This is a genomic window from Vibrio sp. 2033, assembly GCF_033339735.1.
In genome coordinates this window covers 1-19533 of sequence record NZ_JAWOVC010000035.1, presented here as the reverse complement: position 1 = coordinate 19533, position 19533 = coordinate 1, and the positions used below count along the sequence as shown (strand labels likewise).

17 protein-coding genes are annotated in these 19533 nt (G+C 46.2%); 8 read left to right on the top strand and 9 right to left on the bottom strand.

The window, feature by feature from the left end:
* Positions 1 to 120: 120 nt before the first annotated feature.
* Genes hemG through R7P74_RS23210 form a run of 3 tightly spaced genes read right to left on the bottom strand, consistent with a single transcriptional unit; the run spans position 121 to position 2785 of the window.
* A complete protein-coding gene (gene hemG / locus R7P74_RS23220; RefSeq protein WP_054577148.1) occupies positions 121 to 648 on the bottom strand; it encodes a menaquinone-dependent protoporphyrinogen IX dehydrogenase in 528 nt (175 codons plus the stop codon).
* A 9-nt stretch (positions 649 to 657) separates the two neighbouring features.
* Positions 658 to 2115 carry a TrkH family potassium uptake protein gene (locus R7P74_RS23215; RefSeq protein WP_005378893.1) on the bottom strand — a complete coding sequence of 486 codons (1458 nt, stop codon included), beginning with the start codon at positions 2113 to 2115 and terminating at the stop codon, positions 658 to 660.
* Positions 2116 to 2161: 46 nt separating this feature from the next.
* A complete protein-coding gene (locus R7P74_RS23210; protein ID WP_005378891.1) occupies positions 2162 to 2785 on the bottom strand; it encodes a YigZ family protein in 624 nt (207 codons plus the stop codon).
* Between the two features lie 261 nt (positions 2786 to 3046).
* On the opposite strand from R7P74_RS23210, the gene fadB reads away from it, so the two are divergent.
* The 3 genes from fadB to acuI all read left to right on the top strand — a co-directional run bounded on the left by fadB (position 3047) and on the right by acuI (position 7641).
* Positions 3047 to 5218, top strand: coding sequence for a fatty acid oxidation complex subunit alpha FadB (gene fadB, locus R7P74_RS23205; RefSeq protein WP_054579435.1), 2172 nt, complete (start codon positions 3047 to 3049; stop codon positions 5216 to 5218).
* Positions 5219 to 5232: 14 nt separating this feature from the next.
* On the top strand, positions 5233 to 6408 hold the full coding sequence (fadA, locus tag R7P74_RS23200; RefSeq protein ID WP_017635587.1) for an acetyl-CoA C-acyltransferase FadA: 1176 nt from the start codon (positions 5233 to 5235) through the stop codon (positions 6406 to 6408).
* Positions 6409 to 6660: 252 nt separating this feature from the next.
* The gene (acuI, locus tag R7P74_RS23195; protein ID WP_005378882.1) at positions 6661 to 7641 is read left to right on the top strand and encodes an acrylyl-CoA reductase (NADPH); all 981 of its coding nucleotides are present in this window, start codon (positions 6661 to 6663) and stop codon (positions 7639 to 7641) included.
* A gap of 52 nt (positions 7642 to 7693) precedes the next feature.
* Here the strand turns inward: acuI and R7P74_RS23190 are convergent, their stop codons facing one another.
* Together R7P74_RS23190 and R7P74_RS23185 are read right to left on the bottom strand one after the other, a co-directional pair.
* On the bottom strand, positions 7694 to 8638 hold the full coding sequence (locus tag R7P74_RS23190; RefSeq protein ID WP_005378881.1) for a LysR family transcriptional regulator: 945 nt from the start codon (positions 8636 to 8638) through the stop codon (positions 7694 to 7696).
* A gap of 167 nt (positions 8639 to 8805) precedes the next feature.
* Positions 8806 to 8988 (bottom strand): hypothetical protein, encoded by a 183-nt coding sequence (locus R7P74_RS23185; protein WP_005378880.1) that lies wholly within the window; start codon positions 8986 to 8988, stop codon positions 8806 to 8808.
* Between the two features lie 133 nt (positions 8989 to 9121).
* On the opposite strand from R7P74_RS23185, the gene tusA reads away from it, so the two are divergent.
* On the top strand, positions 9122 to 9370 hold the full coding sequence (gene tusA, locus R7P74_RS23180; protein ID WP_005378879.1) for a sulfurtransferase TusA: 249 nt from the start codon (positions 9122 to 9124) through the stop codon (positions 9368 to 9370).
* 44 nt (positions 9371 to 9414) lie between these two features.
* Here the strand turns inward: tusA and R7P74_RS23175 are convergent, their stop codons facing one another.
* Together R7P74_RS23175 and R7P74_RS23170 are read right to left on the bottom strand one after the other, a co-directional pair.
* Positions 9415 to 9675, bottom strand: a complete 261-nt coding sequence (locus tag R7P74_RS23175; RefSeq protein WP_005378878.1) for a hypothetical protein — start codon at positions 9673 to 9675, stop codon at positions 9415 to 9417.
* Positions 9676 to 9835: 160 nt separating this feature from the next.
* Complete coding sequence (locus R7P74_RS23170; protein WP_005378877.1) at positions 9836 to 10390, bottom strand: TMEM165/GDT1 family protein; 555 nt, start codon at positions 10388 to 10390, stop codon at positions 9836 to 9838.
* Between the two features lie 484 nt (positions 10391 to 10874).
* On the opposite strand from R7P74_RS23170, the gene glyQ reads away from it, so the two are divergent.
* The 4 genes from glyQ (at position 10875) to R7P74_RS23150 (ending at position 17657) form a co-directional block, all read left to right on the top strand.
* Positions 10875 to 11792 (top strand): glycine--tRNA ligase subunit alpha, encoded by a 918-nt coding sequence (gene glyQ / locus R7P74_RS23165; protein ID WP_005451074.1) that lies wholly within the window; start codon positions 10875 to 10877, stop codon positions 11790 to 11792.
* Positions 11793 to 11805: 13 nt separating this feature from the next.
* Entirely contained in the window at positions 11806 to 13872 is a 2067-nt protein-coding gene (glyS, locus tag R7P74_RS23160; protein WP_213886911.1) for a glycine--tRNA ligase subunit beta, read from the top strand.
* 217 nt (positions 13873 to 14089) lie between these two features.
* The gene (locus tag R7P74_RS23155) at positions 14090 to 16174 is read left to right on the top strand and encodes an alpha-amylase (protein ID WP_213886912.1); all 2085 of its coding nucleotides are present in this window, start codon (positions 14090 to 14092) and stop codon (positions 16172 to 16174) included.
* 229 nt (positions 16175 to 16403) lie between these two features.
* Positions 16404 to 17657 carry a valine--pyruvate transaminase gene (locus R7P74_RS23150; RefSeq protein ID WP_025768941.1) on the top strand — a complete coding sequence of 418 codons (1254 nt, stop codon included), beginning with the start codon at positions 16404 to 16406 and terminating at the stop codon, positions 17655 to 17657.
* A 126-nt stretch (positions 17658 to 17783) separates the two neighbouring features.
* Here the strand turns inward: R7P74_RS23150 and R7P74_RS23145 are convergent, their stop codons facing one another.
* Both R7P74_RS23145 and R7P74_RS23140 read right to left on the bottom strand, forming a co-directional pair.
* Positions 17784 to 18221 carry an Hsp20 family protein gene (locus R7P74_RS23145; protein ID WP_005378857.1) on the bottom strand — a complete coding sequence of 146 codons (438 nt, stop codon included), beginning with the start codon at positions 18219 to 18221 and terminating at the stop codon, positions 17784 to 17786.
* A 533-nt stretch (positions 18222 to 18754) separates the two neighbouring features.
* The gene (locus R7P74_RS23140) at positions 18755 to 19171 is read right to left on the bottom strand and encodes a GreA/GreB family elongation factor (protein ID WP_017821918.1); all 417 of its coding nucleotides are present in this window, start codon (positions 19169 to 19171) and stop codon (positions 18755 to 18757) included.
* Positions 19172 to 19533: the final 362 nt, after the last annotated feature.

Genomic DNA, 19533 nt, shown 5'->3' with positions numbered 1-19533 from the left:
TCAGCGAGGTGGCATTATAGAGATTGCGATCACATTGGCAAGCCCTTTTTCTCGTTTTTTTTGATTTTTTTATCGTTCGGATAAATTTGCATCAAAAGCGGTCAAAAGAGCACGTTATTTCTACAGTTCTCTGAATTTATCTGCGAAAAGAGCCACTTTTTCCCAATTGGTGTACTCCACCTCTTTGGTCGTATCGGTTTCGCCACCCGTCATCGACATAATGAACCTAATCATAGTTCTGTCGAACCAGCTATAACGTGGGTAATAAAGTGCACCAGCAAAAACACCGATTAGCGTTGGTTTCCAAGGGGACTTAATTAGGAACTTGTGAATGTAGGCACTACCTTCAGGTGTATCCTTTCCTTGGTCCTCTTTACGAGCGGTTAGGTTTACGCAGAAAAATGCCACTTTATTTTGCTCCAATTGATTGAGGTTTCGCTCAATAAACTGGTATAGCTTTTTATTAAGATGGCCATAGCGAATAGAGGCGCCTATCAATACTCTGTCGTATTGGCTGAAGTCAATCGTCTCGACATTATGTAAATCCACCAGCTCACAATCGAAGTCTGGAAGTTGTTCATCTATATAATGGAGAATTTTTTTAGTCTGCCCTTCGCGGGAAGAGTATAGAAATAATGCTTTTGCCACGATTTCCCCTTAGCTACGCCAAAACGTCGGCGTAAGTAGAATAAGTAAGGTAAAGATTTCCAAACGACCAAACAGCATAGAAACTATTAATACCCATTTTGCTTTGTCGTTAACATCACCAAAGTGAAGCGCCACTTCTCCCAAGCCAGGACCGAGGTTGTTCAGAGTCGCAGCCACCGCCGAGAACGCACTGAGCTCATCCATTCCTGTTGCAATCAACCCCAACATACAAACCACAAATACCAATGCGTATGCGGAGAAGAAGCCCCAAACCGCATCGACAACACGTTGTGGTAGGGCACTGCCACCTACTTTGATGGTGTAAACCGCGCGTGGATGGACTAAACGTTTTAGTTCACGCGCACCTTGTAAGGTAAGAAGCAGGATACGGATCACTTTCATGCCGCCGCCTGTTGAACCAGCACAACCACCTATAAAGGAAGAGAACAATAACAGCACAGGTAAGAAGAGCGGCCAATCCGCAAAACCTGTTGTCGTAAAGCCCGCTGTTGTGGATATTGATACGGTTTGGAACAGAGCCTGATCGAAAGCATCGTATGTCGATGTGTAAGAGTGATGTTTCAGTAATAATAGAAAGCAAATGATAAATAGCAGCACTTGAATAAACAAGAAGGCGCGAAACTCAGGATCTTTCCAGTAATACTTGGGATGTACGCCACCTGATGCAAATGCAGCAAAGTGCAGTGTGTAATTACATGCAGATATAAGCAGAAAAACCACCGTAATCAGGTTAATCGCGTAACTATCAAAGTATCCGATGCTGGCATCGTGGGTAGAAAAGCCGCCAATAGCAATGGTGGAAAAGCTGTGACTGATGGCGTCAAATGGCGTCATACCAGCTAACCAAAAAGCCGAAGCACAGGCGATAGTCAGGCTCAAATAGATGTACCAAAGCGCCTTAGCAGTTTCTGCTATGCGTGGCGTCACTTTAGTATCCTTGACTGGACCAGGGATCTCGGCGCGGTAAAGCTGCATACCACCGATGCCAAGTACTGGCAAAATCGCCACCGCTAATACGATAATTCCCATACCGCCGAACCACTGAAGTAACTGTCGATAGAATAGAATCGCTTTAGGTAACTCATCCAAACCAACAATAACGGTCGCCCCGGTCGTCGTGAGAGCAGAAAACGATTCAAAAAACGCATCTGTCACTGAGACGTTCGGGTTGTCAGCAATGAGAAAGGGGATCGAGCCTGCACTGCCAAGTACTGTCCAGAATAAGACTACAATAAGAAAGCCATCTCGAGCTTTAAGCTCGTGCTTATACCTGCGGTTTGGGTACCAACAAACGGCCCCACAAAACAGCAGAACAAAAAATGTCGTGACAAAAGGCACACCAGCACCATCTCGATAGATCAGCGCAACGAGTGCTGGCGCAAGCATAGTGACACTAAAGAGTGCGAGCAGTAGCCCGACGATTCGAATAATTGAACGAAATTGCATGGATAAATTGACTAGCGAAGCTGTCCCTGTTGCTTCCTGTTTTTCATTATTGTCCGTCTAGCGGAGTGACAATTGCCTTTGCCCCGCTTTTATTGATGATTGCTTGGGTAAACGCGCTCACTTCTCGAAGCTCAATTTCCACCACTAATACGACCTGATCGCTGTATTCAGCCTCGACTTCTATCGCACCAAATTGCGGCATGATTGATTGTGCGATCGGCATAAACCCATAGTCTAACGTTAGTCTGAGCTTTGTGGTTATTTTTTTCTCAATAGTTTGAAGCAGCTTGAGCGCTTGTTGAACCCCACCCCCATACGCTTTAACCAAGCCGCCTGTACCTAACTTGATTCCACCAGAGTATCGCGTGACCACAGCCGTGATCTCCCCCACCCCAGATCCAGACAGCTGCGCCAGGATTGGTTTGCCTGCTGTTCCGGACGGCTCCCCATCATCACTAAAGCCCCATTTCATTGAATCTTCCGGGCGACCAGCAACAAAGCCCCAACAGTTATGTCTAGCATCAGCGTGTTTAGCTTTGATTTGATCAACAAATGCTTTTGCAGCTTCGATACTTGGCGTGTGCGCTAAATAAGTAATGAATACGCTCTTTTTAATTTCTTCTTCAAATTGAGCGGGCTCTGCTGGAATCAGATAAGGCTTGTCATTCATAGGATTATGGATTCAGGTCTATTTGCCTGAAGTCTATCACGAGTGTGATTTACCCGTCGCATAAGATCTGCCACAGCGCACAATGTTAAACACTTGTTTAAAAAATGTATTGAAATTAGACAATCCACGATCCAAACTAACTTTACTGGTCAAACCAGAACAAAAATAAAACGACTTCCTCGATACCTATTTGCCGAGGTACACGGCGTCGTTGAAATAGGTATACAGACAATCCACGATTGTATGTCATGGAGATAGACAATGATTTACCAAGCCGAAACCCTACAGGTAAAGGAAATACAAGATGGTATTGCAGAGCTAAGCTTCTGCTCTCCAAAATCCGTCAACAAACTCGACCTAGCGACATTGGAATCGCTAGATAAAGCTCTTGATGCGCTCATTGCCCATCAAGGCCTCAAGGGGTTGTTGCTCACTTCAGATAAAGACGCATTCATTGTAGGCGCAGACATTACCGAGTTTTTAGGTCTGTTTGCTAAAACGGATGCCGAGCTCGACCAATGGCTGCAATTTGCTAATAGCATCTTTAACAAATTAGAAGACTTACCCGTTCCGACCATCTCAGTGATCAAAGGCCACGCTCTTGGTGGCGGTTGTGAATGTGTGCTAGCAACAGACATGCGTATTGGTGACAAAACCACCAGCATCGGCCTACCAGAAACAAAACTGGGAATCATGCCTGGCTTTGGTGGTTGTGTACGCTTACCTCGCGTTATTGGCGCAGACAGCGCAATGGAAATCATCACCCAAGGTAAAGCATGCCGAGCTGATGAAGCATTGAAAATTGGCTTACTCGATGCAGTTGTAGAGACTGATGCTTTATACGAATCAGCACTACAAACTCTTAACTCTGCAATTAACGAGAAACTTGACTGGCAAGCACGCCGAGCACAGAAAACATCTCCGCTAACGCTGAGTAAGCTTGAATCAATGATGAGCTTCACCATGGCGAAGGGTCTGGTGGCACAAAAAGCAGGTCCTCACTACCCTGCCCCAATGACAGCCGTTATCACGATTGAAGAAGGTGCTCGCTTTGCACGTAATGAAGCGTTAGACATTGAACGTAAGCACTTCGTGAAATTGGCTAAATCGGAAGAAGCAAAATCACTCGTTGGCCTATTCCTTAATGATCAATACATCAAAGGCATTGCGAAAAAAGCAGCGAAGTCAGCAAGTAAAGACACGCAACGTGCAGCCGTATTAGGTGCAGGTATCATGGGTGGCGGCATTGCTTACCAATCAGCGCTAAAAGGTGTGCCAGTCTTGATGAAAGACATCGCACAAGCGTCGCTCGACCTAGGCATGACTGAAGCATCTAAGCTGCTGAATAAACGCTTATCTCGCGGTCGCATTGATGGCTTTAAGATGGCGGGTATTTTAGCATCAATCACACCGAGCTTACATTACGCAGGTATTGAAAACTCTGATGTGATTGTTGAAGCTGTCGTTGAAAACCCGAAAGTAAAAGCAGCAGTTTTAAGTGAAGTTGAATCCCATGTCGGTGACGACACCGTTATCACCTCAAACACCTCAACGATTCCTATCAACCTATTGGCAAAATCACTAAAACGCCCAGAAAACTTCTGTGGTATGCACTTCTTCAACCCAGTGCATCGTATGCCTCTTGTTGAGATCATCCGTGGTGAGCACACCTCTGATGAAACCATCAATCGTGTTGTGGCGTATGCTGCGAAAATGGGCAAATCACCAATTGTCGTTAATGACTGCCCAGGGTTCTTCGTTAACCGCGTATTGTTCCCATACTTTGGCGGCTTCAGCATGCTACTTCGTGATGGTGCTGACTTTACGAAAATCGACAAAGTCATGGAGCGTAAATTTGGCTGGCCGATGGGACCGGCGTACTTGCTTGACGTAGTCGGCATTGATACCGCGCACCACGCACAAGCTGTGATGGCTGACGGTTTCCCTGAGCGTATGGGTAAACAAGGTCGTGATGCGATTGATGCACTGTTCGAAGCAGACAAATATGGTCAGAAAAATGGTAATGGCTTCTACAGCTACACCATAGATAAAAAAGGTAAGCCGAAGAAAACCTTCTCCGAAGCGATCTTACCGGTACTTGCTGACGTTTGTGCCGATAAGCAGGACTTTGACGATCAGACCATCATTCAACGTATGATGATTCCAATGATCAACGAAGTGGTGCTGTGCCTACAAGAAGGCATCATCGCGACTCCGCAGGAAGCAGATATGGCATTGGTTTATGGTCTTGGTTTCCCTCCATTCCGCGGTGGCGTATTCCGCTATCTAGACAGCGTGGGTATTGCTGAATACGTTGAAATGGCAAAACAACACGCCGAGCTAGGTGCGATGTACCAAGTACCGCAAATGCTGATTGATATGGCGGCGAAAGGTGAAAGCTTTTACGGTGCACAACAGCAAGGTTCTATCTAAGGAGGGATTCTAAAATGACTAATCAAACAAGAAATGTTGTCGTAGTCGATTGTCTACGTACTCCAATGGGTCGCTCTAAAGGTGGTGCTTTCCGTCATACACGAGCAGAAGATCTATCTGCGCGCCTAATGAAAGGCATTCTTGCGCGTAACCCACAAGTGAACCCAAGCGAGATTGAAGACATCTACTGGGGCTGTGTACAGCAAACACTAGAGCAAGGCTTTAACGTTGCACGTAATGCCGCGCTACTCGCGGGCCTGCCGATTGAAATTGGCGCCGTGACGGTGAACCGCTTGTGTGGTTCATCAATGCAAGCGCTTCACGACGGTACACGTGCCATCATGACTGGCGATGCTGAAATCTGCCTAATTGGTGGTGTTGAGCACATGGGGCATGTGCCAATGAACCACGGTGTAGACTTTCACCCAGGTATGTCAAAGAACGTAGCAAAAGCTGCGGGCATGATGGGCTTAACGGCTGAAATGCTGGGTAAATTACATGGCATTAGCCGTGAGCAACAAGACGAGTTTGCCGCTCGCTCACACGCTCGTGCGCACGCAGCAACCGTAGAAGGTCGTTTTAAAAACGAAATTCTACCAATTGAAGGCCACGCACCAGACGGCACACTGTTCACTCTGGATTACGACGAAGTGATTCGCCCTGAAACATCCGTTGAAGGTCTATCTCAACTTCGCCCAGTGTTCGACCCTGCAAACGGTACAGTAACAGCCGGTACTTCATCGGCGCTGTCCGATGGTGCATCAGCGATGTTGATCATGAGTGAAGAGAAAGCTAATGAGCTTGGTTTGAAGATTCGTGCACGTATTAAAGGCATGGCCATTGCGGGCTGCGATCCTTCTATTATGGGTTACGGTCCTGTACCTGCGACGAAAAAAGCGCTCAAGCGTGCCGGTCTTTCAATTGAAGACATGGATGTGGTTGAGCTAAACGAAGCATTTGCCGCGCAGTCTCTGCCGTGTGCTAAAGACTTAGGCCTGCTTGATGTTATGGATGAGAAGGTCAACCTTAACGGTGGTGCGATAGCATTGGGTCATCCACTAGGCTGTTCTGGTTCACGTATCTCAACAACGTTGATCAACCTAATGGAAGCGAAAGACGCGAAATACGGTCTGGCCACCATGTGTATCGGTTTGGGTCAGGGCATTGCGACAGTATTTGAACGACCATAACAGTTCAAGACGTTGTTGTAGTGATCGAGCCAACAATCATAAGCAAATGAACTAATAATAAAATTTTTAGTATTACACTTAAGGGCGACAATTGATGTCGCCCTTTTTGTTTTACATCAAATATGCATGAAAAGCATACATTAAATGCTCAAGTTTCATTTTATTCATAGACAAAGAAGACATACACTTAGACCAGTTGATATCTTGCTGCATGTGACCCAGAGTCATGCTACCGCACAATCGGAGAACCTTATGTTTAATGCTCTAGTTCTAAATCAAGAAGACAAACGTACTATCGCTAACATCGAGCAAATCGATGAAACACAACTGCCTGAAGGCGACGTTCTGATTGACGTTGATTACTCATCGTTAAACTACAAAGACGGTCTTGCGATCACAGGTAAAGGTAAAATCATCCGTAACTTCCCGATGGTGCCAGGTATTGACCTAGCAGGTACGGTAGTAAGCTCAGAAGACGACCGCTACCAAGCTGGTGACAAAGTTGTCCTTACTGGCTGGGGCGTGGGTGAAAACCACTGGGGTGGTATGTCTCAGCGTGCTCGTCTAAAAGCAGATTGGCTAGTACCACTACCAAAAGGTCTAGACAGCAAGAAAGCAATGATGGTTGGTACTGCTGGTTTCACAGGCATGCTATGTGTTCAAGCACTGCTTGATGCAGGCATCAAACCTGAAAATGGTGAAATCCTTGTAACTGGCGCAAGTGGCGGTGTAGGCTCAGTCGCAGTAACGCTTCTAGCACAGCTTGGCTACAAAGTTGCTGCAGTGACAGGTCGTGTAGAAAAAAATGGCCCGCTACTTGAAAAACTAGGTGCTAGCCGCATCATCGACCGTACTGAATTTGAAGAACCAGCACGTCCACTTGAAAAGCAAGTATGGGCAGGTGCGGTTGATACTGTAGGCAGCAAAGTACTGGCTAAAGTATTGGCGCAAATGGATTACAACAGTGCAGTTGCAGCTTGTGGTCTTGCTGGTGGTTTTGATCTACCAACCACAGTGATGCCGTTCATCCTACGTAATGTTCGCCTACAAGGTGTGGACTCAGTAATGTGCCCAACAGAGAAACGTATCGCTGCATGGGAAAAGCTGGTCGAGCTACTACCAGACAGCTACTTCGAGCAAGCGTGTACTGAAGTTGCTCTTGCTGAAGCACCAAAATATGCAGAAGACATCACCAACGGTCAAGTAACGGGTCGTGTGGTTATCAAGCTATAAACACTGACTCAGTGTAAACAGACGAAGAGCCGGCATTGCTGGCTCTTTTTTGTTAGCAGTTCAGTCCCATATCTTCGATACGTTTAGCTATCAGACGGCTACACTCTTCACGCACAATCGTTCTTAACCATTCTTGAGCGGGAGAATGCTCGCAACGCGCATGCCAAATCATCGAGTATTCAAACGGCGTGAATTGGAATGGTAACGGTTTCACCACCAAGTCATAACGCTCGGCAACCAGATACGCCAAGTCCGCTGGCACTGTGATGATAATTGGCAAGGTATCCATGATCGCCAATGCGGCTTCTAAATGATAAGCCCGCAGAACCATTTTACGCTTAGGTTTCTCCATCAAAGCTTGTTCGATCAGTGCCTTAACACCATCACTGATGGCGATCATGGCATGTGGATGACTCAGATAATCATCCAAGCTCATTTCTTTATCCGCTAATGGATGCTGTTTTGAAAGCATACACAGCACCCCCACTCGCCCCAACACTTCACTGCGTAGAGGCTCCACCGGGCCTGTCGGGCGACAAATCGCTAAGTCTGCACCTTCATAAGTGAGCTGATCTGATAAACGGTCGTGTTGCAGTGGTAAGAAGTTGAAAGACACGTTTGGCGCTTCTTGGTAAATTCTCGGCAAAGCGAACGGTAAGATTGTTTGCATGGCATAGTCGGTGGTCACGATGTTGAAAGTCTGTACGCATTGCAATGGGTCAAACTCAACCGGAGATAACAACTGACGTAAAGACTCTAATGGTTCGCCCAATGAGCGATCGATCTCTAACGCTTTCTGAGTTGGGATCAAATGCTGTCCCTGACGAGTAAACAGCGGGTCTCCCAATAAGTCACGTAGACGACCAAGCACACGACTCATTGCCGATTGACTCAAGTTCAGACGTGTTGCCGCCTTACTGACACTGTTTTCTTCTATCAGTACTCGCAACGCAACCAGTAAATTTAAATCTCGGCGATAGATATCTTCCAGTTCCACGAATTAGCCACTTATTTTGTATGTGTTTGGGTAAATTGTACTCTTCAGGCAAAAAAAATCCCGCCTTTCAGCGGGGAAGCCCAAGAAAAATGGGGATAGTGTCGGAATGAAGTGTCGGTAAAAATAGGTGAGCGTTATTAAAAGCATTCTGATCCAAGCAAGAAGCGCTAATTTTCTTGCTCAGATGCGCCAGACCATCTGCGCATCTCGATCCAAATCCCAATAATAGTGGCAACCATGCCTACTAGAGGTGTCAAAGAGGTGTCAGCTGGCGTCCTGAGTACCAATGCACAAAACGAGATAAAGCACAGCACTGAGTAAATCGTAAGTCTGTCTAACGCTGTTAACATTGCCTCTCCCTTGCTAGTTGTTACCAAATTGTTAATTTAAGGTAAAACAAAAAATTTGATTTGCCAAGTGGTTATTGAATATTTTTTCAACGAAAGTAAAATTCAACGCTCAGTTAGTTACGAGAATCACACTATGAGCTTTAATCCTGAACTGGCAAACAAGACATTAGAGGCGGAAGGACTGCGCTGCCCAGAGCCAGTGATGATGGTCAGGAAGACAATTCGCAACATGCAAGATGGTGAGATTTTGCTGGTCAAAGCAGACGATCCATCCACGACTCGAGACATTCCGAGTTTCTGCCGCTTTATGGACCACCAGTTAGTTGCGGCACAAACGGAGCAAGTTCCGTATCAGTACCTGATCAAGAAAGGATTGGAATAATCTGGTCGAACTAAAAACGGCAGCCTATATTGGCTGCCGTTTGTTTATTCGTCGTATTCGAGTGTGCGAACTTCTGATTGGAGCTTGTTAAGTTGTTTCTTCATTGCCCGCATCTCTTCATGCATAGGAATGATGTGAGCGACACGAATCCACGCTTCTACTGTCAATCCAGTAAGAACGAACGATCCTGCTACAATCGGTAACCACATATCAGTTAGCACCATCGCTAGTAAACACAGCGCTAAACCAAAAGTGAATAAATAACTCTGACTCTTCGGGGACATCCCCATGTAACGTGTAAGCATAAACTTGCCCTCTCGCTATCATTCACACCATTAAACTACCATGACAAGTATGACACTTATATGTCATCCGTCACGCAACGGAACGATTTAGAGTCAGAGTTTGAACTCGCGCAGCACGCCACTAATGATTGATAACTCACATCATTTCACGTGCAAAAAATCAGAACAGTGCAGCCCCTATTGCCAAAGCAATAAACAAAAATGCGGTGATTTTACGGATCAGCCCTAAAGGCATCTTGTCGGCCGACAATTTACCAATCAGGACCACAGGAACATTCGCCAGCAGCATACCGATTGTGGTACCGATAATCACCAAACTTAACGCATCCGCGTATTGCGCCCCTAAGATGGAAGTGGCGATCTGAGTTTTATCGCCTATCTCCGCAACGAAGAACGCGATAAAACTGGCAATAAATGGGCCTCGATTAGAAATCTGCTCGTCATCATCCAGTTTATCCGGGATCAGAACCCAAGCCGCCATCGCGACAAAACTGACCACCAGCACCCACTTTAAAATCTCAGGTGATAGATAGTCTGCGACAACCACACCTAACCATGCAGCCAAAGCGTGGTTGGCAATAGTTGCCAAAAAGATTGCTGCAATAATTGGGATTGGTTTTCGGTAACGACTTGCGAGTAATAGAGATAGCAATTGGGTCTTATCGCCAATTTCTGCTAACGCTACAGTAGTAATTGAAATAGCTAAAACGCTCACGACATGCTCATTGGGGCAGGGATTATTATTTTTAACCGAAGACAAACCTCACGCCCCTACCCCGGTTCGTGATGATTTGTCTAAGGTCTTGCTAAACTTGAAAGGCTTCAAGTCTCGAACGCCATGGTGATTTTGCACCAATTATGTTGACGGACGAACCAGATGAAACAGAAACTTCATCAGGTAAGCTACTCCCCAAAGACAGGCGCAATTCTAGCCACCTTTGTTGCGCTTCTCAAGAGCCAAAGCAGGCAAAAACTCCCTTTTAGGAAAAATACAGCAGATAACGCGGTAAAAATTCATTAAAGGAGAAAATCGCCCACGAATTAATCAAGATTAGCTCTACTCCCATGCTCAATATCTGGTTATACTAGATTGTTAATTTATTCAACCGTAATTACTCTTTATCGCCGTTGTTAGAGTTGAAAAACTCGGCATAGATGACGAATTAACGAGTAACAAGAGAATCGCGCGAACCTGACTTATGCAAAAATACGATATCAAAACCTTCCAGGGAATGATCCTCGCGCTGCAGGATTATTGGGCTCAAAATGGTTGTACCATTGTTCAACCGCTAGATATGGAAGTGGGTGCGGGTACCTCTCACCCAATGACCTGTCTACGAGCGCTTGGCCCAGAGCCAATGTCGACAGCTTACGTACAACCTTCACGTCGTCCTACTGATGGCCGTTACGGTGAAAACCCTAACCGTCTTCAGCACTACTACCAATTCCAAGTAGCGCTAAAACCATCGCCTGACAATATTCAAGAGTTGTACCTTGGCTCCCTTGAAGTTCTTGGTATTGACCCTCTTGTACACGACATCCGTTTCGTAGAAGACAACTGGGAAAACCCAACACTAGGCGCATGGGGTCTGGGCTGGGAAGTTTGGCTAAACGGCATGGAAGTGACTCAGTTTACTTACTTCCAGCAAGTTGGTGGTCTTGAGTGTAAGCCAGTAACTGGTGAGATCACTTACGGTATTGAACGTCTAGCAATGTACATCCAAGAAGTAGACTCTGTTTACGACCTAGTTTGGAACATCGCGCCAGACGGCAGCAAAGTGACTTACGGTGACATCTTCCACCAAAACGAAGTAGAGCAATCAACTTACAACTTCGAGCACGCAGACGTTGATTTCCTATTTGGTTTCTTCGAACAGTGTGAGAAAGAGTGTAAAGAGCTGCTTGAGCTTGAAAAGCCACTGCCACTACCTGCTTACGAGCGCATTCTAAAAGCTGGTCACGCATTCAACCTACTAGACGCGCGTAAAGCGATCTCAGTAACTGAACGCCAACGTTACATCCTACGCATCCGCAACCTGACGAAAGCAGTTGCAGAAGCATACTACGCATCGCGTGAAGCTCTTGGCTTCCCAATGTGTAAGAAAGAACAAGCGTAAGGGGTAGAGTAACATGGCAAAAGAATTTCTAATCGAGCTAGGTACAGAAGAGCTACCACCAACGCAACTTCGCACTCTAGCTGAAGCATTCGCAGCAAACTTCGAAGCAGAACTAAAAGGCGCTGAGCTTGCTCACGAAGGCGTGAAATGGTTCGCGGCGCCTCGTCGTCTTGCACTTAAAGTCGCTGCACTAGCAGACAGCCAGTCTGACAAAGTTGTTGAAAAACGTGGTCCTGCGGTTTCTGCAGCATTTGACGCAGAAGGCAACCCAACAAAAGCGGCTCAAGGCTGGGCACGCGGTTGTGGCATCACGGTTGACCAAGCAGAGCGCATGGTTACAGACAAAGGTGAATGGCTACTGTTCAAACAAGAAGTGAAAGGTCAGCCAACGTCTGAGATCGTCGTTGAACTTGCAGCGAAAGCACTAGCAAACCTACCTATCGCAAAGCCAATGCGCTGGGGTAACAAAACGACTCAATTTATCCGTCCAGTTAAGACGCTAACCATGCTAATGGGCAGCGACCTAATCGAAGGCGAGATCCTTGGTGTCGCTTCTGACCGCACTATCCGTGGTCACCGCTTCATGGGTGAGCAAGAGTTCACTATCGATTCTGCTGAGCAATACCCTACGATTCTAGAAGAGCGCGGTAAAGTAATAGCAGATTACGAAGCGCGTAAAGCAATCATCCTAGCTGACGCACAAAAAGCGGCAGCAGCGGTTGGCGGTATCGCTGACCTAGAAGATGACCTAGTAGAAGAAGTAACGTCTCTGGTTGAATGGCCAGTGGTACTAACAGCGAAGTTTGAAGAAGAGTTCCTAAAAGTGCCTTCTGAAGCGTTGGTTTACACCATGAAAGGTGACCAAAAGTACTTCCCTGTTTACGACGAAAACAAGAAGCTACTACCTAACTTCATCTTCGTATCGAACATCGAATCAAAAGAGCCTCGTTACGTAATCGAAGGTAACGAGAAAGTGGTTCGTCCTCGTCTTGCTGACGCAGAGTTCTTCTTCAACACAGACCGTAAGCGTCCACTTATCGACCGTCTGCCTGAACTAGAGCAAGCGATCTTCCAAAAGCAACTGGGTACGATCAAAGACAAAACAGACCGCATCACAGAGCTTGCTGGCTACATTGCTGAGCAAATCGGTGCTGACGTTGAGAAATCAAAGCGTGCTGGTCTACTAGCAAAATGTGACCTAATGACCTCAATGGTATTCGAATTCACGGATACTCAAGGTGTTATGGGTATGCACTATGCTCGCCACGACGGTGAAGCAGAAGAAGTTGCAGTAGCACTGAACGAGCAATACATGCCTCGTTTCGCAGGTGATGAACTGCCATCAAACGGTGTTTCAACTGCAGTTGCAATGGCAGACAAGCTAGACACTATCGTAGGTATCTTCGGTATTGGTCAAGCGCCTAAAGGCAGCGACCCATTCGCACTACGCCGCGCATCTCTAGGTGTACTACGTATCATCGTTGAATACGGCTACAACCTAGATCTTGTTGACCTAGTAGCGAAAGCGAAGTCACTGTTTGGCGACCGCCTAACCAACGACAACGTTGAACAAGACGTTATCGAGTTCATGCTTGGTCGTTTCCGTGCTTGGTACCAAGACGAAGGCTTCAGTGTAGACATCATTCAAGCAGTTCTAGCTCGTCGCCCGACGAAACCAGCAGACTTCGACCAACGAGTTAAAGCGGTTTCTCACTTCCGTGAACTAGAAGCAGCAGAGTCTCTAGCAGCAGCGAACAAACGTGTAGGTAACATCCTAGCGAAATTCGACGGTGAACTAGCAGCAGACATCGACCTAGCACTTCTACAAGAAGACGCAGAGAAAGCACTAGCAGAAAGCGTTGAAGTAATGACAGAAGCGCTAGAGCCAGCATTTGCTACAGGTAACTACCAAGAAGCCCTAAGCAAGCTAGCTGACCTACGTGAACCAGTTGATGCGTTCTTTGATAACGTAATGGTAATGGCAGACGACGAAGCACTTAAGAAGAACCGTCTGACACTACTGAACAACCTGCGTAACCTGTTCCTACAGATCGCAGACATTTCTTTGCTTCAAAAGTAATTCATTACTCTTCGGAGTGATTAAGAAATAAGTAAAAGGGAAGCAGATGCTTCCCTTTTTTGTTGCCTTCAAACCGATGAAGGTGACGCTTATTATTCATTTTGTGAACAAGACTAAAATTTGTAGGGTGAGACGCGTTTAACTTGTTGGTGTAGAGCTCGGATTGTAGAGGCACAGTTTTGCTATAACTGGACTGTTTATTCGGGGGAAGGACACAATGAAAAAAACAATTCTCGCACTCTCTATCGGTCTACTAAGTGCCTGCAGCCAGATTCCAGAAAATGCCATCGTACTAAGCGTTGGTGATGATACCGCTGTTTTTGAGGAAAACTCACAAGGCTTACTTGTCGCCGAGCAAAAACTCGAAAAAGGCAGTTATAGCTTTACCATTGCTGACAGCAAGCAAAGCTGTGGCAGTAGCTTTGCTCTAGCAGAAGAAGATCGCATCAAATTCAATCGTCCATTAAAAATGGATAACTGCGCCACTGATGCACAAATGCCGCTGCGCATCTTCAAAGCCAATACCTATCAATTTACGCTCAATCCAACCACCAATGAGCTGACGGTAAAAATCAAACCAAAACAGAGTCAGGACATCACCTACTCTTGCCCTGTCGCAACTGACGCGCCAAAAGCCATCAACGTTACTCAAACCTTTAATGATGGCACTGTCGTTCGTGATGCCTTAACCGGACAAGAAGCCACAGTCGCCAATGGCAGCGTCACCATGCAGCCGGGTCCTATGAGCCAAGGTCTATTGCTGCTAGAAGAAGTTGAACAGCAAGCCGACAAACCGTTCAGCTGGGATAACGCAACAGTGTACTTCGTCATGACTGACCGCTTCTACAATGGCAACCCTGACAACGACAACAGCTACGGTCGCAGTAAAGACGGAAAATATGAGATTGGTACCTTCCACGGTGGTGACTTAGCGGGTCTGACGAAAAAACTCGATTACATCGAATCACTTGGTGTGAATGCTATCTGGATAACCTCACCACTGGAACAAATCCACGGCTGGGTTGGCGGCGGCGATAAAGGCGACTTTAAGCACTACGGCTACCACGGCTACTACCACCAAGATTGGACCAAGCTTGATGCCAACATGGGTACCGAAGATGAACTCAGAACCTTCGTCGATACCGCCCACAAGAAAGGCATCCGCGTGATTTGGGATGTAGTCATGAACCACACTGGCTACGCAACATTAGCAGACATGCAGGAATTCGGCTTTGGTCAGCTTTACCTTGATGACCAAGAAGCCAAAGAAGTCCTCGGTGAAAAATGGACCGACTGGCAGCCAAAATCAGGACAAAGCTGGCACAGCTTCAACGATTACATCAAATACGGTGATAGCGAAGCGTGGGATAAATGGTGGGGCAAAGATTGGATCCGCACCGACATTGGTGACTACGATGCTCCGGGCTACAACGATATCACCATGTCTTTGAACTACCTACCGGATCTCAAAACCGAATCGACTAAGAAAACCGGATTACCAAACTTCTTCCGCAATAAAGACACCAATGCGCAAGATGAGCTGCAAACCCCACGTGAACACCTGATTACCTGGTTATCCGATTGGGTACGTGACTACGGCATTGACGGCTTCCGTGTCGACACGGCCAAACACGTTGAAATGGAAGCGTGGGCAGAGTTGAAAGCCAGCACCACTCAAGCGCTTGCCCAGTGGAAGCAAAACAATCCAGACAAAGCACTAGATGACCTGCCATTTTGGATGACAGGTGAAGTGTGGGCACACAGCGTAGTGAAGAGCCCGTATTTCGATAACGGCTTCGATTCCATCATCAACTTCGAGTTCCAATCTGATGTGGCACCAAAAGCGCTGAAGTGTTTCGCTCAACTTGATAATGATTACCGCCGCTATGCAGAGCGCATCAATACCGATCCTGAGTTCAATGTGTTGAGCTACCTGTCTTCACACGATACACAACTGTTTTGGTCGGCACGCAGCCGCAGCTTTGATGACCAAGCACGTGCGGCAAATGCTCTGATGCTGGCTCCGGGTGCAGTACAGATCTATTACGGTGATGAGATAGCTCGTGATTTTGGCATTACTGGTTCAGACGCCCACCAAGGCACACGCTCAGATATGCCATGGGATAAGATTCATGGCGAGCGTGAAGATCTGCTGCAACATTGGCAAAAATTGGGTGAATTCCGTAAACGCCACCCAGCGGTTGCTCAAGGTAAGCACATCACTCGCAATCAAGAAGGTTACTACGCGTTCGAACGCCAATACCAAGACGACAAGGTACTGATTGTTTACACCGGTGAGTAAATCACACTCTCTCCACCAGCAAGGGAAGCATAAGCTTCCCTTTTTTATTGTTCTTTTTGCCATTTAGTCTCGTCCCTCTGGTCTGATGACGCACTTTTTTCTTTTTCGGCTTAATTCACACTTTGCGTTAATTACACATTGAGGTAAGGTCAAGGATTACTCGATAAGCCGATAAAACATCGGCATAAACATACACAAAGCAATCACAATGAATTAGGTATAAGTCAGCATGCAGTTCTCAAAGTTTGGTGAAAAATTTAATCAGTATTCAGGTATTACGCAGTTAATGGACGATTTGAATGATGGTCTGCGCACACCAGGTGCCATCATGCTCGGTGGAGGTAATCCTGCCGCCATTCCTGCCATGCTCGATTACTTTCACCAAGCCAGTGAGGAAATGCTCGCCAGTGGGGAGCTCGTCGCCGCCCTCGCCAACTACGATGGCCCGCAGGGTAAAGACGCGTTCGTCAAAGCGCTAGCTCAGTTATTCCGTGAAACTTACGGCTGGGATATTTCCGAAAAGAACATCAGCCTAACTAACGGCAGCCAAAGTGGCTTCTTCTACTTGTTCAACTTGTTGGCAGGTAAACAGCCAGATGGTTCGCATAAGAAAGTGCTACTACCTATCGCACCTGAGTACATCGGTTATGGTGATGCAGGCATTGATGAAGATATCTTTATCTCTTACCACCCAGAAATCGAGCTGTTAGATAACGGTCTGTTTAAATACCACGTCGATTTTGAGCAACTAACCGTCGACGACTCTGTTGCGGCAATCTGCGCGTCTCGTCCAACCAACCCAACGGGTAATGTACTGACAGACGAAGAAGTACGTAAACTGGACAAGCTAGCACGTGAGAACAACATCCCGCTGATCATCGATAACGCCTACGGTCTACCTTTCCCGAACATCATCTTTGAAGATGTCGAACCGTTCTGGAATGAAAACACCATCCTATGCATGAGCCTATCTAAACTTGGCTTGCCAGGTGTGCGTTGTGGCATTGTGATTGCGAGTGAAGAAATCACTCAAGCGTTAACCAATATGAACGGCATCATCAGCCTAGCGCCGGGCAGTGTTGGTCCAGCGCTGGCAAACCATATCATTGGCAAAGGTGATCTGCTTAAACTGAGTTCAGAGGTGATTAAGCCGTTCTACAAGCAAAAATCACAACGTGCGGTTGAACTGCTCCAACAAGCAATTACCGATGAGCGATTCCGCATCCACAAGCCGGAAGGCGCTATCTTCTTGTGGTTATGGTTTGATGAACTGCCAATCACAACAATGGAACTGTACCAACGCTTGAAAGCGCGTGGCGTATTGATTGTCCCTGGTGAATATTTCTTTATTGGTCAGCAAGACGAGTGGGATCACGCGCACCAATGCCTGCGTATGAACTACGTTCAAGATGATGAGATGATGCAAAAAGGCATTGCGATTATCGCTGAAGAAGTGGAAAAGGCTTACCGCGAAGGTAAATAGATGGATTGAACTCAGCCGTTCTTCTCTTTGAAATTACGGCTTTAAAATAGCGGATTTGAAAACCCCAAACTAAAAAGAGCGCCCATATGGCGCTCTTTCTCATTCTATAACTGGGTGGTTAACTGATTAGTTGTTCTCAATCAGGTTGTTACCACCGATAGCAATCTTACGTGGTTGCATGGCTTCAGGGATTTCACGAACTAAATCGATATGAAGCAGACCGTTTTCCATTGATGCACCCACGACTTTTACGTAATCCGCTAGCTGGAATTTACGTTCAAAATCACGTTCTGCAATACCTTGGTAAACGTAGTTTTTGCCTTCTTCGGCTTTACGTTCGCCCTTCACAATCAACATGTTTTCGTTTTGAGTCAGATCGAGCTGTTCTTCAGCAAAGCCAGCAACGGCCATAGTAATACGGTAGTTGTGCTCGTCTTTTTGCTCAATGTTGTATGGAGGGTAACCGCCAGAAGTATTTTTCGCTGTATTCGCTTCCATCAGGTTTAGCAGACGATCAAAGCCAATTGCATTACGGTATAGTGGTGAGAAATCTACATTACGCATAAATCTATCCTCTTAATTAAGCAATAGTCTTAGTTCAGATGAGTTCAATCCTACTGGCGTGTTTATGCAAAAACCAACGCCGAACTAAGAGATTCTTATCATTCCACTGGCCTTGGTTTGGCTCGGAGACATGATATTGAATCTAAAGGTTTAAGTTGTGTGCTAAAACGCCATATCCTCTTCTGAGCGATCTCGTTTTAGCGATTTCAGAGGGCTGGTCTTCTAGTCTCTAGCAAGCCAGTCACCCTCTTCATAACTAGATATAAGGTCGTCAAAAATGACTTTCAAGGGAAAAAACAAAAAATTTTTAAAGCATCCACTATCCCCTTGAACAGCTTAGTTCCTCATCACTTCGCGATCAGTGATAAAAAGCCCGCCGTTCTGGAGGGCTCAATCTACACTTTACTTGCGGGAGGATTTACGCGCTTTTACAACGCCCTTTTCTGCCGCCTTTTCCTGCTTTAGTTTGCGCTTTTCTTTTAGACTCAACTGCGGTTGTTTCTTTTCTTTCTTACTCATGACTTCACCTCTATTTATTGGCACAACAGACAACCACACAGCATTTTCTGAGCTGGTGGTTGCGATTGATGAACAATTTCAGTAATCACAAAGCAGCGTCGCTGATTAAAAATTTCCACTTCGAGCGCATCATTTTTAGCTCGACCTAATAGTCGAGACCCCAAATAAGAATCGACCGCGAGCATACCTGTCATGGGTTGCCCCTTGCGCGAGCTGACCAATGTCATGCGATATTGATAGGCGCGTTCAACATCCACTAAGCGAACCGTGTCCCCAACCGCAATACGAGTTCGGTTACGGCAATGGGCTTGTTGCTCGCAGGTTTCAAATAGCGATAACAACCTTAGTGGTGATTGATAGGTTAAAAAGCGACTGGTTAACCACCAAGTTCGCAGCGCCAAGCAGTACGCTGAGAACCAGCGTTCAAACATGATTATTTCCTTCTTAATGCCTTGTCTTACAAATAAATTCAGTGCATTGAACCGGAAGTGCATCACTTCCGGCTTAGTTCAGGAAAGTCATCACCATTTTCTTAGTCTCCTTATTCATCAGCTCTTCAGCACTATAGCGAGCAGAAAAAAGAAAGCAAAAACGCTCAAGCGAACAAAATGGCGAGAAAAAAAGAAAACAGAAATAAAATGGCAGGCTTGATCGGGTTGTTGGCAGTTAGTACCAGAAAAACATCCGCTTTAGCAGAAAGTGGCGATTTTAGCTGGTGGTTGACCCGTCCTGATATGGGTTGACACTTTTTAACTAAAACGCTCGATGTACTTCATCGGGCGTTTTGTATTTT

Excerpts from the sequence above, each read along its gene's own strand:
- R7P74_RS23215 (WP_005378893.1), bottom strand. The coding sequence starts at position 2,115 with ATGCAATTTCGTTCAATTATTCGAATCGTCGGGCTACTGCTCGCACTC.
- R7P74_RS23210 (WP_005378891.1), bottom strand. The coding sequence starts at position 2,785 with ATGAATGACAAGCCTTATCTGATTCCAGCAGAGCCCGCTCAATTTGAA.
- fadB (WP_054579435.1), top strand. The coding sequence starts at position 3,047 with ATGATTTACCAAGCCGAAACCCTACAGGTAAAGGAAATACAAGATGGT.
- fadA (WP_017635587.1), top strand. The coding sequence starts at position 5,233 with ATGACTAATCAAACAAGAAATGTTGTCGTAGTCGATTGTCTACGTACT.
- acuI (WP_005378882.1), top strand. The coding sequence starts at position 6,661 with ATGTTTAATGCTCTAGTTCTAAATCAAGAAGACAAACGTACTATCGCT.
- R7P74_RS23185 (WP_005378880.1), bottom strand. The coding sequence starts at position 8,988 with ATGTTAACAGCGTTAGACAGACTTACGATTTACTCAGTGCTGTGCTTT.
- tusA (WP_005378879.1), top strand. The coding sequence starts at position 9,122 with ATGAGCTTTAATCCTGAACTGGCAAACAAGACATTAGAGGCGGAAGGA.
- R7P74_RS23175 (WP_005378878.1), bottom strand. The coding sequence starts at position 9,675 with ATGCTTACACGTTACATGGGGATGTCCCCGAAGAGTCAGAGTTATTTA.
- glyQ (WP_005451074.1), top strand. The coding sequence starts at position 10,875 with ATGCAAAAATACGATATCAAAACCTTCCAGGGAATGATCCTCGCGCTG.
- glyS (WP_213886911.1), top strand. The coding sequence starts at position 11,806 with ATGGCAAAAGAATTTCTAATCGAGCTAGGTACAGAAGAGCTACCACCA.
- R7P74_RS23155 (WP_213886912.1), top strand. The coding sequence starts at position 14,090 with ATGAAAAAAACAATTCTCGCACTCTCTATCGGTCTACTAAGTGCCTGC.
- R7P74_RS23150 (WP_025768941.1), top strand. The coding sequence starts at position 16,404 with ATGCAGTTCTCAAAGTTTGGTGAAAAATTTAATCAGTATTCAGGTATT.
- R7P74_RS23145 (WP_005378857.1), bottom strand. The coding sequence starts at position 18,221 with ATGCGTAATGTAGATTTCTCACCACTATACCGTAATGCAATTGGCTTT.
- R7P74_RS23140 (WP_017821918.1), bottom strand. The coding sequence starts at position 19,171 with ATGTTTGAACGCTGGTTCTCAGCGTACTGCTTGGCGCTGCGAACTTGG.